We start from the raw sequence: 17,327 nt of genomic DNA, 5'->3' as shown, positions 1-17,327 counted from the left end.
ATGACTCAGCCACTTTTATTCCACAAAACCTATTTACATCCTACGAGCAAAGAGTGGGTCGTTTTCGTACATGGTGCTGGTGGCAGTTCCTCGATTTGGTTTAAACAAATCAAGGATTACAAGCGGCATTTCAATTTACTGTTGATCGACCTTCGAGGTCATGGAAAGTCCAACCAACTGCTTAAAGAGCTGATTACGAGTCGTTATACGTTTACCGCGATTACTCAGGATATATTGAAAGTCTTGGACCATCTTAAGATTCAATCAGCACATTTTGTTGGTATGTCTCTTGGAACCATTATAGTGCGTAACTTAGCCGAGATGGCATCTGAGCGAGTGCGTTCAATGGTTCTTGGCGGGGCTGTGACTCGTCTAAATATACGTTCACAAATACTAGTAAAATTAGGGAACTTAAGTAAACACTTTCTACCTTACATGTGGCTATATAAGCTGTTTGCCTACATTGTTATGCCTCAGAAAAGCCAACGTGAATCGCGACATTTATTCATTCGTGAAGCCAAGAAATTATGCGAGAAGGAGTTTAAACGTTGGTTCATTTTAGCGGCAGATGTTAACCCGCTGATGCGATATTTTAAAGATCGTGAATTACCAATTCCAACTCTTTACTTGATGGGCGATAGAGACTACATGTTCATCAAACCTGTTAAAGAGATGGTTGCTGCTCATCATGAGAGCGTTTTACATGAAATTCCAGATTGCGGTCATGTATGTAATGTCGAAAGGCCTGATGACTTTAACCAACGTTCTATTGCATTCATTAAGCAGCAGAGCCAAAGCGCTCAACGATTAGAGCTTGGCCATTAAAGCTCAGCGACCCAAACCCAGTGATGATAATCAAATAGGGAAGTCGTTAAGACTCCCCTATTTGATATCCACACTGCCAACATGCCCCAAATTGACCTTCGTTTTGTTCTGAGCATTGTGGGCATTGCCAATCTTGGTGAGTTTGTTCTGCCTGTCGTCGATAATCTTCAACAATGGCTGATGCTTTCAACTGCTGCTCTGGGTGCAAAAGCCAAACATAAGGATCGGTATCATCGCCAAATGGTAGCTCGCCTTTTAAGCCGAAGAGTCCCTCGCCGCGCACCACACAAGCTATCTGTTCGCTTTTCAGAAGTTCGCAAACGATGTGAGCTTCTGTTGGATTTTTGGCGACGAATATTTTCATTAGACGTTTCCATTCTGAACGGATGCGGGACGAATTTTTTTCATCACCCACTTAGTGATGATAGGGAATAAACCTAGCAAAGCGAATGAGGCGAGTACGGTTGGTGATACGATTCCAGAAAGACTGTTAATCGTGGCCAACTGAGTGCCTGCATTTAAGTAAACTGCGGTGCCTGGCAACATACCAATTTGGCTGGTTAAGTAGAAACGTGCAATGGTCATTGGCGTTAACCCCATCAACAAGTTGATAAGGAAAAATGGGAAGATAGGAATCAAACGCAGAGAAAATAGGTAAAAGGCACCATCTTTCTCTACGCCTTGATTGATGGCACTCAGCTTGTCTCCAAACTTATTTTGTACCCATTCACGCAGCAAGTAACGGCTACTCAGAAAAGCAATGGTTGCGCCTATTGTGCTAGCGAACGACACTAATATCAAACTGGTCCAAAAACCAAATAGTGCAGCACCGAGCAAGGTAACCACAGCCGCGCCCGGAATAGAAAATGCGGTAATCGCGATGTAAGCGAAGAAGTATGTAGCAGCAGCAAGTACAAAGTTTTGGTTAATAAAAGTGTTCAATGCTGCTTGTTGCGCTTTGGCATTCTCTAAGGTTAGGTATTGACCAAAGTTGATGCCTAAAAAGATAATGGTCGCGATCAGGACGAGTCCTAAAATCAGTTTCTTATTCATATTAATTGCTCCGTTTGGCTTGTTATACCCAATTTATATTCTCTGAATCAATAAAGTATCTTACGGTTACTTGGGTACGAATAATAAGACAGAAGAAAACAAGAAAAAATTTCAAAAAAAAACCGCAGCATGAAAACTGCGGTTTTTACTCAACATTATACCGATATGAGCACGCTACGAGAGGGCGCTCATCAACTCTTCTCGGCGGGACTTAGGTACGACGCTCCAATGTGTTCCTTTGATTGCGCCCTCGAGTGCCCATAGCAATTCAAGGCTTACCGTTGAGGCATGCGTATTTTGAATTGCTTTGTAAGCACTTAAGGCCCCTTCTTCCTCTAATTGCTCGACAGAGTCAATGCCAGCTTTCTTCAACATACGTTCAGTTGCTAGGCGAAGATTTGGAAGGTCTTTCAATCGGTTAGGTTTGGTGCTCGCTTGTTGTTTTTTCTCTTGCTTAGCAGTTTGTAAAGAATGCTTTGCAACTTCAATCAAGCGGTCGATAGAATCCCACAGATCATCAGAAATAGCGTAGTATTTCGTGACAACGGGGAACCCGCGTTTCTTGTAGACGTAGGGTTTCAACCCTTGAGCCTCAAAATCAGAAGACGTTTGTTGGTCCGCTCTAATATGAAGTTGATTGTTCACAACTAGTGCAAACATCGTTTCATCGGCGAACAGCCCGAAGCCGCCAAACATTGAGCGTGACTTGATGTTTCCAAGTACCTCAAACAGCTTCATTGAGTCTTTGAGTATCGGTTTATCCATGATGTTTATCTCGGTGTAATTAATATTACGCCACCAAAAATCAGGTCCGAAAGATTAGCAAATGCATGCAGACACAATGTCATAAAAGGGTAAACTTACTTAATGCAAATTTGCCATCGGTAACCCCGCTACCTTCCATCTAATTCGATGGTTCAGGCCGGAGGCTTTGCGTCCCCCCCTTTCGAGAGGTTTGCCCTGTGCGTGACCATTTGAGAATACTTTGTATATTGAATTAACATCACGCTTCAAATTTAAAAACGTGATCTTACTTCAGGAAATAGTGCTGTTTTAATGTGTTCACTTTCATATACAGGTGTGTCTAATTGCCGCACAAAAAGCAGATGTAAGAAATGGACTACAAGCCTGTAAAAACAGTAACTTATCTTAGTTTTTGCTTATGTAATTAGTGTAAAGTATTTTGTTGGGTTATTTTGTGAAAAAAAAAAACGCCCTTGCGGGCGCTCTTTTAAAGTTTTGCAGGGGGTCAGTTTAACTTCTTTACTGTATTACGAACTACGATCTCTGGTTGCATCTCGAACACGCGCTTTTCGTGCTCTTTGTCTTTGATGCGCTCCAATAGAATTTCAAACGCGTTCTTGCCTACACGACGTTTTGGTTGGTGGATTGTCGTGAGTGGTGGTGAGAAGTATTCAGCGAGCTCAATATTGTCGTAGCCGATGACTGAGATGTCGTCTGGTACTTTAATACCATTTTGCTGTAGTCGGCTCATCAAGCCCAACGCCATAGTATCGTTAAAGCAGAATACTGCCGTTGGGCGTTTTTCCATTGCAGTGATATTATCTGCAGCAAGAACTGCTGTATCACATTCAAAGTTACCCTCAAGAACCCAATCTTCATTGACTGCAAGGTTTGCCTCTGCCATGGCGCGACGATAGCCTGCAATACGCTCTTTACATGCTGCTTTTTCAAAGTGACCACTCAAACAAGCGATGTCAATGTGACCGCTGTCGATCAGGTATTTTGTTGCGATGTAACCGCCTTCCTCAGAGTTATCAATGATTTTGTCTGCCTGTGAGCTTTCTGGGCCCCAGTCCATGACGACTTTAGGAATGTCTGAATGGCGGTCAAGCATCTGTTTTAGCTCTTCCGTAAGGTCTGAACACATTACTAGGATGCCGTCTACGCGCTTCTCAGCTAGCATACGGATGTAGTCACGTTGTTTCTCATAAATACCACCAGTGTTACATAAGATCAGCGTGTAACCCTGACGGTAACAGTAACTTTCAACGCCATCGATCACTTCGGAGAAGAACAGGTTAGTTGATTGAGTGACTAACATACCGATTGTACGAGTCGAGTTGCATTTTAAACTACGAGCAACGGCGCTTGGTGCGTAATTGAGTTCATCCACCGCTTTCATTACTTTTTCTTGGGTTGTCTCTGCAACAAAGCGAGTTTTGTTAATTACGTGCGAAACTGTTGTGGTAGAAACGCCAGCTAAGCGAGCAACGTCTTTAATAGTGGCCATAAATGATGTCCTGTATCAATCTACTTAAACCGTAGTCAGGCAGCCTGTGCCTTTAAATTCTTGCGCAAGTCAAGCTATTGCGACAGAACATTACTGAGATATATGGCAGCGGCTAGTCTGAATCGGTATAAAAGGTTTGTAGCAACATTTGTTACTGAAACGCCTATTCCTTTTTACATGAGTAAGGAATTGATCAGTAAGTATGTTAATAAACACAAAAACCGCCTATATTTCAGCGGTTTACATATAAATCATATTTAATCGTTTGCGCTCACATTTTAGACTGATGTGTGCAGACTGGCAATATTTTCAGCGATTGTTTTGCGCCTTTGAGGTCACATTTTAACGGCGAAATTTGTTGCGTTTCTCTGAGCCAGATTAAAAATAAACGAATATAATAGGGAGCCTAAATAGCAGGCTCCCTAAGTGAGGCGGCAATTATTCACCAAGAAGGTAGGTGCTGTCCAGTTTGCAAAAAGCAATTAATAACTGTGTAACGCTAATATAGAAACCAAACTCATCAAGTTGCTTACATTTGGCAGCAAACTGAGGCAGCCATGTCATAAGGTGTTGTTGGATGAATTCGTTTTGCTTCTCGAATGCCTCCTCCATGTGCTTTTCTTGTTCTAATTCATTCGAGCGAATGATCATGTTGCCCAAAAAGTCTAATTCCACCGCCAGATGGTCTGCTGGCTCTTTAAGGTTCTCGTCTACCTGAAAACCAAAATCCGCCATCAGCTTTTCCATCTCTTCTGCTGGCTTATCATTTAGCAGGCCAGATTTACCAATGTACATTGAGGCATAGGGCAGTGCGCCGTGCTTTTCTGTCTTAAGGAAAAGTTCGCAGAAGTCTGCCGCTAATTCTAGCTGTGCGTCTTCTCGATCTTGCAGGCGATTGAGTGCATCAACAAGGGAATCGACACAAGGTTTGAGTGATTCGTTTTCACCGAGACCAGTCAAAAAGCTTCGAATTTTCACACTGTGGTAAGTTTCCAAATCATTTTCTGTCAGCTCTTTTGCGAACAGACTAGAAAACCACCAATAGATTTCGGCGCGTTTTTCGTTAAAAGCTTTCACTTCTTGCATTTTTTTGCTCCTGAACAATTTTCCCTAAGTGTAAACAATTAAGATGAATAGCAGTAACTATAATTGTTGATGATTTATGGAAAAATATTCGTGGTTATGAATGACTCTAAACAAGTTTGCTTAGAATCAATAAAATCACAAAATCTTTCTTTTTAATGGCTCTACGACTAGAAATGTGACGAATTATGAATAGAATAAGTTTTGGATAATAAAAAAGACAGAAAGTGGTGTAAATGAGCTATCACGTATTAGTCGTAGAAGATGATGTTGTTACTCGTAGTAAGCTTGCGGGCTATTTCCAAAACGAAGGCTACAAAGTCAGTGAAGCAGAAAGCGGTGCAGAAATGCGTGAAGTGCTTCAGGGGGGCGATGTAGATTTGATCATGCTGGATATTAATTTGTCTGGCGAAGATGGTTTAATGCTTACGCGTGAATTACGCAGCCAATCAGATATCGGCATCATATTAGTGACAGGACGCACGGATAGCATTGACAAAATCGTTGGTCTAGAAATGGGCGCGGACGATTATGTCACTAAGCCCTTTGAACTTAGGGAGTTACTGGTTCGAGTCAAGAACTTGCTGTGGCGCATTTCTGCGGCTCGTAACGGTTCTCAAAAAGTAGCCAGTGACGCTAATGATGAATACATTGTACGTTTCGGTGAGTGGACCTTTGATATTCAGCGTCGCGCTTTGAGCCGCAATGGTGAGCCGGTAAAACTCACAAAAGCAGAGTATGAACTGCTCGTTGCATTGTCCTCGTACCCGAACCAGGTATTAAGTCGTGAACGTATTTTGAATATGATCAGCCATCGAGTGGATGCGCCAAATGATCGTACTATCGATGTACTGATTCGACGTATGCGCGCTAAGATGGAGTTTGATCCAAAGAATCCTCAAATCTTTGTGACGGTTCATGGTGAAGGCTACATGTTCGCTGGTGACTAATATGTTCGCCAGTAATCAAAGGCCCAATGTTAACGATACTCTGGCTGGCAACATAGGTAAGCCAGCGAGTGGCTAGAAAAAGGTCAGGGAAATAAAAAGGAGAGCATTAGCTCTCCTTTTTATTTGAGATTTTATATAGAAACCGGAGCTTACTTGCGTTCGTGCGCTGTATTTAGGGCTTCGCTATTTCCGGGTCTTCCACTTCAACCATTGGAGTTTGACCGACATTGTCACGCAGTTTTTGCCACAATCCACCAAGGAATTCATACCAATAAAGTTCGGTTTGTTCTAAGTAGCGCGCTTTCGGTGCGTATTTTTGCCATGATTGCTCGATCTCATCAATCGCCATAAAGTTCGTTGGTGCTGGGATCGGTTTAATGCCTGCTGCGTGGAACTCATACAAGGCACGTTTCATATGACTGGCGGAAGTCACCAATACGATATCTTTCTGTTTAACAAAGGCTGCAGCTTGGCGGGCTTCTTCCCAAGTGTCTTCGGCATCTTCCAACAAGATGATATCGGATTTGGCCACACCAAGGGAAAGTGCAACGTTCGCCATCATGCGGGCATGGCTGATTTCAGAACCACCAGCATAGCCAGACAGAATAAGTTTTGCGCCTGGGTACATGCGCAAAATACGGATGCCTTCGGTTAATCGCATTAGCGCTGTGCGACTGAGCTGTGACGTGGGAGGGATCTCATTATCCACCACGTGGCCATTACCAAGCACCATCACATAGTCAATACTGCCGGATACGGGCAGAAACGCTTTGTATTCACGCTCAAGAGGCATTAACAGTTTGGTTGAAACAGGCTGGAAGGCAACAAGAAAAATGCCGACAAAAGAGAACAAAACAACAAAGCAGCCAGTTTTACGTTTTGTGGTAAAACTTATAAGAATAAGACCTAACAAGCCTATGATAAGCAATGCCGGAAGTGGCATTAACAAGGCTGACATTACTTTTTTCAGCTCAAACATACATAAATAGTCCGAAAAAACATCAATTGATAACAAAAATGAGGATAACCCTCTTTATTCCTGCTTTCCTTGTGACAGAATAGCGGCATAATCCGTTATGATAACTCAGCAGAAGTGACAGAAGACCGCAATTTCGACGATATCGCCCACAAATTTGCAAAAAATATTTACGGCTCCGATAAAGGGGAGATCCGGCAAATCATTGTGTGGGAAGATTTTCTACAGATTCTAAGTGAATTAGATGCCGACCATCAAGCACTACAAGTCCTTGATGCAGGTGGCGGCTTAGCACAAATGTCGCAAAAGCTTGCTGAGCTCGGACATCACGTCGCTTTATGTGATCTATCTTCGGAAATGTTGCAACTAGCAAAACTGGATATTGAAAAAAATGGTTTGCTTGAGCAGTATCGCCTAATTCATTCACCTGTCCAATCCATAGGCGATTTTATGGAAGAGCAGGTGGATCTTGTTATGTTCCATGCTGTGATGGAGTGGTTGGTTGATCCAAAAGCCGCCCTCGACACTGTTTTGGAACAGGTCAAACCGGGGGGCATTGCTTCGGTTATGTTCTACAACCACCACGGCTTAGTCTATAAAAATGTGGTTTGTGGCAACATTCCTCATGTTTTGGACGGCATGCCTCACCGAAAAAGATTTAAACTACAGCCACAAAAAGGCCTAAAACCCGAAGAGGTTTATCAATGGATAGAAGATTCTGGTTTTAGTATTTGTGGAAAGTCTGGTATTCGCTCATTTAGTGATTACATAGGTAATATGGAATACATGGGCGATTACGAGTTTGAAGATGTATTGGCGCTAGAAAAACAATTGTGTCGACAAGAGCCATACCTCTCATTAGGCCGCTATATTCATGTGTGGGCTAAGAAGAACGATAAACAGGAATAACGATGAGTGAGATGACTCTCAATGCTGCCGAGCAACCAATCGATGAGTTGGTTGGCTGGGTAAAGCAGCACGATTTCTCGTTGAACCTGACCACTGAGCGACTTGCATTTTTGATTGCTATCGCGGTATTAAGTAACGAAAGGTTTGATGAAGAATTGGGTGAAGGTGAATTGCATGACGCATTTGCCATCGTCACTCGACTTTTTGATGAGACAGGTGAAGCTTCTGCTTTCCGTGCCAACAATGCCATTAATGAAATGGTGAAACAGCGGCTAGTTAGCCGTTTTGTCAGTGAAATTACCGACGGTGCGAGCATTTACCGCCTATCGCCATTAGCGATAGGAATAACCGACTACTACGTGCGTCATCGTGAGTTCTCGAAACTGCGTCTCTCTATTCAGCTATCAATGGTAGCGGATGAAATGTCGAAAGCGATTGAAGCAGCACAAAAAGGTGGCACTCCCGGCCACTGGAAGAAGAACGTTTATGGAGTTTTGAAATATTCTGTAGGCGAAATTTTCGATCAAATTGACCTCAACCAGCGCGTGATGGATGAGCAGCAACAATCTGTAAAACAACAGATTGCTGACTTGCTTAACAAAGATTGGCGAGAAGCGATCAATAATTGTGAAGCGCTGCTGTCAGAAACATCGAGCACGTTGCGTGAACTCCAGGATACGCTGCAAGCCGCCAGTGATGAACTGCAAACTCAGATCCTAGATATTCAAGAGATAGTCTATGGTGACCCTGAGCTTGAGTTTATTGAGGAGGCGTTATTTGGCCTCCAAATGAAGCTGGACCGAATCACCAGCTGGGGCCAGCAAACGATCGACCTTTGGATTGGCTACGACCGACACGTGCATAAGTTCATCCGTACCGCCATCGATATGGATAAGAATCGTGCGTTTAGCTCGCGTCTGCGTCAGTCCGTTAAAGACTACTTTGATTTGCCTTGGTATCTGACTTATGCAGATGCGGAAAGGCTTTCTGACCTTCGTGATGAAGCCCTAGTACTGCGTGATGACGAGGTAACAGGTCAAGTTCCGATGGAAGTGGAATACGAAGAGTTTCAACAAGTCAATGATGAGTTGGCAGAGCGAATTGGTGACATGCTGAAAGCGCATAAAGACCAAGGCGCACCAATCGACTTGAGCGTGGTTCTGCGAGATTACCTTGCACAGCACCCTCACACTCATCACTTTGATTTAGCTCGCATTGTCGTTGATCAGGCGGTACGTCTGGGTTACTCAGAATCCGACTATCAAGCCGTTCAGCCAGACTGGAAAGCAATCAACGAATTTGGGGCAAAGGTACAAGCGAATGTCATCGACCGATACTAATGAATACATGTCAGAGAATCTGGCAAAAGCAATTTCTAACCCTCTGTTCCCTGCGCTTGATAGCATGCTTCGAGCAGGGCGCCATGTCTCAAGTGAAGATCTGGACAACCACGCTTTGTTGTCGGATTTCGAGCTTGAACTTTCTTGTTTTTACCAGCGCTACAATACCGAATTGGTGAAAGCACCAGAAGGCTTTTTTTACCTCCGCCCTCGTTCAACCTCGTTGATTGGTCGTAGTGTGCTTTCTGAATTGGATATGCTGGTGGGTAAGGTGTTGTGTTTCCTTTACCTTAGCCCAGAGCGTTTGGCGCATGAAGGTATCTTCACTAATCAAGAGCTTTACGATGAGTTGCTTGCTCTGGCTGATGAAAACAAGCTGATGAAGCTAGTCACTAACCGTGCAACCGGTTCTGACCTTGATAAAGAAAAGCTGTTTGAGAAAGTACGTACGTCACTTCGTCGACTGCGTCGCCTTGGTATGATCATCAATGTTGGTGAAACGGGCAAATTTAGCATCAGTGAAGCGGTATTCCGTTTTGGTGCCGATGTGCGTGTTGGTGACGATATGCGTGAAGCGCAGTTACGTCTTATCCGTGATGGTGAGGCGGTCGTACACACTAAAGAGCCAAGCCAAGGCAGCTTGCTGTCTGAAGAAGATCAAGACGACCAAGCCCAAGAAGAAATGATGCAAGAGGGTGAAGCATGAGCATGATTGAACGCGGTAAATATCAATCGCTGACCATGGTAAACTGGAACGGCTTCTTTGCCCGTACGTTTGACATTGATGGTCTGGTAACTACGTTGTCAGGTGGTAACGGTGCAGGTAAATCAACCACAATGGCGGCATTTATCACCGCTCTGATCCCTGACCAAACCCTACTGCATTTCCGTAATACGACAGAAGCGGGTAGTAGCCAATCGTCTCGCGACAAAGGTTTGTACGGTAAGCTGCAACCGGGTGCGTGTTACGCAGCATTAGACGTAGTAAACTCACGTAACCAACGCCTACTGTTTGCGGTTAAACTGCAGCAAGTCGCGGGTCGTGATAAGAAAGTAGACATCAAACCGTTTGTTATCCAAGGCCTTCCAAGCCATGTGAAACCAACGGACATTTTGGTAGAAAGCGTGTCGGAGACGCAAGCTCGTGTACGTCAAATCAATGAAGTAAAAGAATCGATCGCGGAATTTGAAGGTGTTCAATTTAAAGCCTTCTCCTCTATTGTGGATTACCACTCGCAGATGTTCGAATTTGGTGTGATTCCGAAGAAGCTGCGTAACTCTGGTGATCGCTCTAAGTTCTACCGTTTAATTGAAGCATCGCTTTACGGTGGTATTTCAAGCGCGATCACACGCTCACTCCGTGACTACCTTCTGCCACAAAACGGCGGCGTGAAGAAAGCGTTCCAAGATATGGAATCGGCGCTGCGTGAAAACCGCATGACGCTAGAAGCGATCAAAACCACGCAGGCAGATCGTGACTTGTTCAAGCACTTGATCACAGAATCGACTAACTACGTGGCAGCAGACTACATGCGTCACGCGAACGATCGTCGCAATAAGCTGGATAAGACACTGTCGTTGCGTTCAGAGCTATTCGGCTCTCGTGAAACCTTAGTTGAGCAAAACAACTTGCTTAACCGTGTCCAAGAAGAACTCGAACAGTTAGTCGAGTCGGAAGCGGCATTAGAGCAAGATTACCAAGCAGCATCGGATCACTTACAACTGGTGCAAAACGCACTGCGTCAGCAAGAGAAGATCGAGCGCTACCAAGAAGATCTTGAAGAGCTGAGTGAGCGTCTTGAAGAACAAATGATGGTGGTGGAAGAAGCGCAAGAACGTGTGGTGATGGTGGAAGAGCAAGCAAACGTTGCAGAAGAAGAGGTGGATAGCCTTAAGACGCAACTGGCGGACTACCAACAAGCACTCGACGTTCAGCAAACTCGCGCACTTCAATACCAGCAGGCGGTTCAAGCGCTGGAAAAAGCGAAACAACTACTGGGCGATGACAGCCTAACGGCAGAATCCGCGCAAGCGCTTGTCTCTGAGCTTAAGAACAAAGAATCACAAAACACCAACGCGCTACTGTCAGTCAAACACAAGTTGGACATGTCTTCTGCTGCGGCAGAGCAGTTTGAAACCGCACTGAAACTGGTACAGAGCATCGTTGGTCAAGTTGAGCGTAAAGACGCAGCTGAGCATGCGAAAATCGTTATTGCAAAAGCGCGTGAATCTCAGCAAGTAGCACAAAATGAACAACAATGGCGCGCACAGCACCGTGACCTTGAGCGTAGCCTGAACCAGCAACGTCAAGCACGCGAACTCGCATCTGAATACCAGAAGCAGTTCCATGTTGAATTGACTGATGAAATCACGTTTGAACAAGAACGTGAACGTCATGCGATGCAAATTGAATCACTAGAAGTGACGCAAGAAGATGTGCGTGAACAACGTAGCGAACAGCGTCGTGTAGAGCAAGATGCCGCAGCGGAAATCAGCAAGCTAGAAGCCATTGCGCCGACGTGGATTGCGGCGAACGATGCGCTAGAAAAACTGCGCGAACAAAGTGAAGCTGATCTTGCTGATAGCCAGTCGGTCATGAGCCAGATGCAAGTCGTGCTTGAGCAAGAGAAAACCCTTTCTCTGGCCAAAGAGAAACTGGCAGAGCGTCGCGCTCAGTTAGATGGTGAAATTGAACTTTTAGCATCTCCTGGTGGTTCAAACGACCCTCGTCTAAAAGGTTTAGCAGATACGCTAGGCGGTGTATTGCTGTCTGAAATCTACGATGACATCACGATTGATGACGCGCCATATTTCAGTGCCATGTACGGTCCAGCCCGTCATGCAATTGTCGTTTCTGACCTGTCTGATATCGAAGAGAAATTGGTTGAATTAGACGACTGTCCTGAAGATTTGTACATCATTGAAGGTGACATTGATGCCTTTGATGACAGTTCATTTGATACGGAAGAGTTAGAAGGTGCGGTTTGCGTGCGTATGAATGCACGCCAACTGCGTTATTCTCGTTTGCCTGAGATCCCATTATTTGGTCGCGCGGCACGTGAGCAGCGTTTAGAACTGTTGCGTAACGAACGTGAAGAGGTGATTGAGAATCATGCCAAAGCGGCATTCGACTCACAAAAAATGCAGCGCCTATACCAAGCCTTCAACCAGTTTGTAGCAAGCCACATTCAAGTGGCATTCGAAGCGGACCCAGAGCAAGCGCTAGCAACCATTCGCGATAAGCGTAACCTAATCGCTCGCGTACTGGCTGATCTAGACGCAAAAGAGCAGCAGCAACGTTCTCAGCTTCAAATCAGCAAGCAAGCTTTGACCTCTCTAGATAAGCTCGCACCCAACATGACGCTGGTTGAAGATGAGTCATTGCAAGCGCGCTTTGATGAGTTGGAAGAGAAAATCGCTCAGCTTTCAGAAGCAAAAGTGTTTCTAAACAACCACGCCAAAGCGGTGGCGGAACTGGAAAAAGTCGCGGTTGCTTTAGACGCTGACCCAGAGCAATTCGATGCGCTAGAGGCAGAATACAAAGCGGCGGATCAACAGCTGCAAGATCTTAAGAAGCAAATCTTTGCGTTGGCGGATTTGGTTGAACGTCGTCACTACTTTACTTATTCAGATTCAGTTGATTTGCTGAATAAGAGCAGCGAACTGAGCGAGCAGCTAAAAGCGAAACTGGTTCAAGCTGAGCAAATGCGTTCACGCTCTCGTGAAGAGTTAAAACAGTCGCAAGGCCAAATGAATCAATACAACCAAGTATTGGCGTCGTTGAAAAGTTCACACCAAGCAAAACTGGAAACGGTTCAAGAATTCAAACAAGAATTGCAAGAGTTTGGCGTTAACGCTGACGAAGGTGCGGAAGAGCGTGCAATGCGTCGTCGTGACGAATTGCATGAGCGTCTGCACACTTCTCGTGGTCGTAAGAGCGGATATGAGCGAACGATCACTTCGACCGAACTCGAGATGAAAGGTTTAGCGAAACGTCTGAAGAAAGTTCAGAAAGAATACGTTGAGCTACGAACTTTTGTTGTTGCTGCGAAAGCGGGTTGGTGCTCGGTACTTCGCTTAGCGCGTGAGAACGATGTTGAACGTCGCTTGCACAAACGTGAACTGGCCTACTTGTCGGCAGATGAGCTGCGTTCAATGTCGGATAAATCTTTGGGTGCGCTGCGTTTGGCGGTTGCAAATAATGATGATCTGCGTGATGCGCTGCGTCTATCTGAAGACAACGCACGCCCAGAGCGTAAAGTTCTGTTTTACATTGCGGTTTATCAACACCTTCGTGAGCGTATTCGTCAGGATATCATCCGCACGGATGATCCAGTGGAAGCCATCGAAGAGATGGAAGTGGAACTGGCGCGTCTAACAGAAGAATTGACGCAACGTGAAAACCGCTTAGCGATCAGTTCTGATTCAGTCGCTAGTATCATCAAAAAGACGATTCAGCGTGAGCAAAACCGTATTCGTATGCTTAACCAAGGCCTGTCGAACATCTCATTTGGTCAGGTCAAGGGTGTTCGCCTAAATGTGAAGATCCGCGAAAGCCACGAGGTGCTATTGAACGGTCTAGCAACGCAGCAAGAGCAGCATAGAGACCTGTTTGAGTCGACTCGTTTTACCTTCTCTGAAGCAATGGCGAAGCTGTTCCAGCGCGTGAACCCACATATCGACATGGGACAACGTTCTCCGCAGGTTCTGGGCGAAGAGCTATTGGATTACCGCAACTACCTAGAGCTAAGCGTGGAAGTTAACCGTGGTACAGATGGTTGGCTACAAGCTGAATCTGGCGCGTTGTCGACAGGGGAAGCGATCGGTACAGGTCAATCCATTCTGTTGATGGTAGTTCAGAGTTGGGAAGAAGAGTCTCGTCGATTGCGTAGCAAAGACATTGTGCCTTGTCGTTTACTCTTCTTAGATGAAGCCGCCCGTCTGGATACTAAATCGATCGCAACATTGTTTGAACTTTGTGACCGTTTGGATATGCAGCTTCTTATCGCAGCGCCGGAAAACATCAGCCCAGAGAAAGGGACGACCTACAAACTGGTGCGTAAGGTGTTTAAAGATCATGAGCATGTACACGTGGTTGGCCTTCGTGGTTTTGGTCAAAACGATAAGCTTAAGACTGAAGCGCAAGAGATGATCGAAGAGTTTGAATCCTAAACTCCGAATTTAATACGACGCCCGCATCATTGCGGGCGTTTTTGTATGTATTGCTGCCTAACCTGACTCAGCCTTACGCCATTCAGGTCGTACCCGTTAAACATACTTTTCCAAGAGCCAGCCATTGCCTCGTCGAATAAGTTAGCAAGAGTCGTTATTCCATTTTTATTTTCCTTGCCTTGGTTACTTTCGGTAAATAGGGAATCAATGACTATGTCCTGAACCCTGCATCTTGAAGTCACTTGGGTATATACTGAAACTCTTATTATTTATAAAAAGGGTGGCTGATACCATAATATTAAGGAAAGACAAATAAATAGAAAACATCTACTAACTTAAAATTAATGTGAGTATAAACTTATGGCTAGGAAAATAATCATTGTTAATATAATTAATCTTTTTATTATAAGTTTTGCCGAAGCAGGAAGTGATATATACGTATTAAATAATACAGATGAGGAGATAAGAGTTTTTTCTTCTGGCGATTCAAATATAATAAATGCAAATGATGTTGAGGTTGTAAATCCATATCAATATTATCGCGTTGCAAATGTAAGTCGGTACAGCAACATAGAAGCAGGTAAGAGCTACTATTTCTTCTTTTTCTTAGGGTATGAGCACCTCACACTCGCGTTGAAGCTAGATGGAAATGTATTTGGTTCAAATATGTCATTTACTCTCGCTGACCCTGAAACCACTCATGCAAGTGGGTTTAAATCTGATCGAAATGTTTATTCAGACGTGAAAGGTGAGTATCAATATTATTATAAGGCTAGTTATACCGGAGGGTATGATAACGTTACTTTCGTCGTCGATAAGAAAAAGGCAGTAAAGCCTACCGAGAGGGATAGCCTCAAAGTCCTGACGTATAACGTATGGATGCTACCACATGTTGGATCTAATATGGATATAAGAGCAACCAGGATTGCGGAAGAAGTGAAAGATCATGATATTGTATTTATGCAAGAAGTTTTTCGTCGAAAAAACGAAGAAGATATATATTTTACTATGAATGAACACTTTGATTATATAAGTGACAAGTTGGATGGTGGTGGCAGTAATACCTACGATGGTGGTGTGGTTACATTTAGTAAGTTTCCTATAATTACTCAATCGCAGTATGTCTTCAATAACTGTATCGGTACTGACTGCGCTGCTGATAAAGGTGTTCTTTATACAAAAATCTTGAAAGATGATCACAATTTTCACCTACTTAATCTCCACTTAGGCTCTTGGAACTCAAGAAGTCATAGGGATGTTAGAATATTACAGATATATGAAATAAAAGCTTTTCTAGAGCAGTTGAGCATACCTGATGGCGAGCCAATCATTTTAGGTGGGGATTTCAACATTGCGAAGTATAAGTTTCCACTGGACTTTTCCATGTTGCTGGACTCTTTGAATTTATTAGAGCCGGAATTAACCGGGCCTTTGAAGTACAGTTACGACCCGTTGGTAAATATAAACTTAGCTGGTGGCGATGCTGCTGAACGTGAGCGGTTAGATTACCTACTTTATGTTGATAACGGCGCAATAGCATCAAGCACAGCAAAAATTGAAGTATTACGTAATTTTGATGCTGCTATGTGGGGGGGATGGGATCTCTCTGATCACCACGCGGTCAGTAGTACTTTTTACATTCGTTGATGCTCTGAGGCCATTTTAACAGTGGCGATACCATGAGAAAGGGAATGAAAGGCGACTTACTGCGTCAAATGGCTCGTTTGCTATCAAACTTAACCAAGTCATTAGGAAAAGCAAGCTAGCAGCCAAAATGATGGCTGCTAGCGAGAAGATTAGAACTGAGGCTTTACACCAAATTGCTTGGCGGCGTAAGCAACACGTTCTTTTGGCTTGGGATACTCTGCCGGTACACCTAGGTTTTCAATATGCTTTAAACGAGGCAGTAGACCAGCACCATTGGCAATTTGGATTGCCAGGCCAGGACGAGCATTCAACTCGAGCACCATTGGGCCTTCTTCTCTGTCCAGCACCATGTCAGTTCCCATGTAGCCAAGGCCCGTCATTTCCCAGGCACTGGAAGCCAGTTCTAACAAACGCTCCCAATGGGGCACTTTCAGTGTCGACAAGTCTTTCCCAGTATCTGGGTGATGCGTCACTGGCTGATCGAACTGTACTGCGCGAATGGCTTGACCTGTGGCAATGTCGATACCAACACCAACGGCGCCTTGGTGGAGGTTCGCCTTTCCATCGGATGCTGCCGTAGAACAACGCATCATCGCCATAACAGGGTAGCCTTTGAATACGATGATACGTACGTCTGGCACTCCTTCGTAACTAAAGCCATCGAAGCAGTCATCAAACTTAATTAAGTTTTCCACCACAGCAACATCATTTTTACCACCGAGGGAGAAAAGGCCCGCGAGTGCGTTACTGATATGACGCTCAACTTCTGCTTTGTTGCAGGTTGCCCCTGATGGTTTTGTATATACGCCATCTTTGTGTGAAGTGATAACTAAGATACCTTTACCACCACTGCCTTGTGCTGGCTTGATGACAAAACCAGGCCAGTTTTCAACCATCTTGTGGATCTTTTTCACTTCGGCTTGGCTGGCAATCACGCCAATGAGAGCAGGCACAGTTGCACCTGCTGCTTCAGCGATGATTTTGGTTTTTAGCTTGTCATCCACTAAAGGGTATTTGGAACGATCATTATAGCGACCAATGTAGCTGTGGTTGCGCTTGTTCATCCCCATAATACCTTTATGGCGGAGTTTCGCTGGCGAGGTAAAACGTTCAAACAT

General features: G+C 44.5%; 14 protein-coding genes and 1 riboswitch. Of the genes, 7 read left to right on the top strand and 7 right to left on the bottom strand.

Going from position 1 to position 17,327, the window contains the following annotated elements; translation table 11 throughout:
* Complete coding sequence (locus AND4_RS09490; RefSeq protein WP_009842750.1) at positions 1 to 825, top strand: alpha/beta hydrolase; 825 nt, start codon at positions 1 to 3, stop codon at positions 823 to 825.
* A 46-nt stretch (positions 826 to 871) separates the two neighbouring features.
* Here the strand turns inward: AND4_RS09490 and AND4_RS09485 are convergent, their stop codons facing one another.
* The 5 genes from AND4_RS09485 to torD form a co-directional block, all read right to left on the bottom strand.
* On the bottom strand, positions 872 to 1,189 hold the full coding sequence (locus tag AND4_RS09485; RefSeq protein ID WP_009842749.1) for a DUF2007 domain-containing protein: 318 nt from the start codon (positions 1,187 to 1,189) through the stop codon (positions 872 to 874).
* Positions 1,189 to 1,878 carry a TVP38/TMEM64 family protein gene (locus tag AND4_RS09480; RefSeq protein ID WP_009842748.1) on the bottom strand — a complete coding sequence of 230 codons (690 nt, stop codon included), beginning with the start codon at positions 1,876 to 1,878 and terminating at the stop codon, positions 1,189 to 1,191. Before AND4_RS09480 ends, AND4_RS09485 begins: the two co-directional genes overlap by 1 nt.
* Positions 1,879 to 2,052: 174 nt before the next feature.
* The gene (locus tag AND4_RS09475) at positions 2,053 to 2,643 is read right to left on the bottom strand and encodes a TfoX/Sxy family DNA transformation protein (protein ID WP_009842747.1); all 591 of its coding nucleotides are present in this window, start codon (positions 2,641 to 2,643) and stop codon (positions 2,053 to 2,055) included.
* A 115-nt stretch (positions 2,644 to 2,758) separates the two neighbouring features.
* Positions 2,759 to 2,848, bottom strand: a riboswitch (cyclic di-GMP riboswitch).
* Between the two features lie 279 nt (positions 2,849 to 3,127).
* Positions 3,128 to 4,132: an HTH-type transcriptional repressor PurR gene (purR, locus tag AND4_RS09470; RefSeq protein WP_009842746.1), complete on the bottom strand. Its 1,005-nt coding sequence runs from the start codon at positions 4,130 to 4,132 to the stop codon at positions 3,128 to 3,130.
* Positions 4,133 to 4,570: 438 nt separating this feature from the next.
* Positions 4,571 to 5,218: a molecular chaperone TorD gene (gene torD, locus AND4_RS09465; protein WP_009842745.1), complete on the bottom strand. Its 648-nt coding sequence runs from the start codon at positions 5,216 to 5,218 to the stop codon at positions 4,571 to 4,573.
* Positions 5,219 to 5,451: 233 nt separating this feature from the next.
* Between torD and torR the strand changes: the two genes are divergently transcribed.
* Positions 5,452 to 6,165 carry a two-component system response regulator TorR gene (gene torR, locus AND4_RS09460; protein WP_009842744.1) on the top strand — a complete coding sequence of 238 codons (714 nt, stop codon included), beginning with the start codon at positions 5,452 to 5,454 and terminating at the stop codon, positions 6,163 to 6,165.
* Positions 6,166 to 6,337: 172 nt separating this feature from the next.
* Here the strand turns inward: torR and elyC are convergent, their stop codons facing one another.
* On the bottom strand, positions 6,338 to 7,144 hold the full coding sequence (elyC, locus tag AND4_RS09455) for an envelope biogenesis factor ElyC (RefSeq protein WP_009842743.1): 807 nt from the start codon (positions 7,142 to 7,144) through the stop codon (positions 6,338 to 6,340).
* Positions 7,145 to 7,258: 114 nt separating this feature from the next.
* Here elyC and cmoM point away from each other — a divergent pair, with 114 nt between their 5' ends.
* The 5 genes from cmoM (at position 7,259) to AND4_RS09425 (ending at position 16,209) form a co-directional block, all read left to right on the top strand.
* Positions 7,259 to 8,050 (top strand): tRNA uridine 5-oxyacetic acid(34) methyltransferase CmoM, encoded by a 792-nt coding sequence (gene cmoM / locus AND4_RS09450; protein WP_009842742.1) that lies wholly within the window; start codon positions 7,259 to 7,261, stop codon positions 8,048 to 8,050.
* A 2-nt stretch (positions 8,051 to 8,052) separates the two neighbouring features.
* Entirely contained in the window at positions 8,053 to 9,390 is a 1,338-nt protein-coding gene (mukF, locus tag AND4_RS09445; protein WP_009842741.1) for a chromosome partition protein MukF, read from the top strand.
* Positions 9,371 to 10,096 (top strand): chromosome partition protein MukE, encoded by a 726-nt coding sequence (gene mukE / locus AND4_RS09440; protein ID WP_009842740.1) that lies wholly within the window; start codon positions 9,371 to 9,373, stop codon positions 10,094 to 10,096. The genes mukF and mukE overlap by 20 nt, the downstream gene beginning before the upstream one ends.
* Positions 10,097 to 10,098: 2 nt before the next feature.
* Entirely contained in the window at positions 10,099 to 14,562 is a 4,464-nt protein-coding gene (gene mukB / locus AND4_RS09435; RefSeq protein WP_043991595.1) for a chromosome partition protein MukB, read from the top strand.
* A gap of 360 nt (positions 14,563 to 14,922) precedes the next feature.
* The gene (locus AND4_RS09425) at positions 14,923 to 16,209 is read left to right on the top strand and encodes a sphingomyelin phosphodiesterase (RefSeq protein WP_009842737.1); all 1,287 of its coding nucleotides are present in this window, start codon (positions 14,923 to 14,925) and stop codon (positions 16,207 to 16,209) included.
* Positions 16,210 to 16,358: 149 nt separating this feature from the next.
* Here AND4_RS09425 and AND4_RS09420 read toward each other — a convergent pair whose 3' ends face one another.
* Entirely contained in the window at positions 16,359 to 17,327 is a 969-nt protein-coding gene (locus tag AND4_RS09420) for an alpha-L-glutamate ligase-like protein (protein WP_009842735.1), read from the bottom strand.

The organism is Vibrio sp. AND4 (assembly GCF_000171815.1).
GTDB lineage: Bacteria > Pseudomonadota > Gammaproteobacteria > Enterobacterales > Vibrionaceae > Vibrio.
Note: the sequence above shows the minus strand (reverse complement) of the source record. Positions and strands in the feature narration are given on the sequence as shown.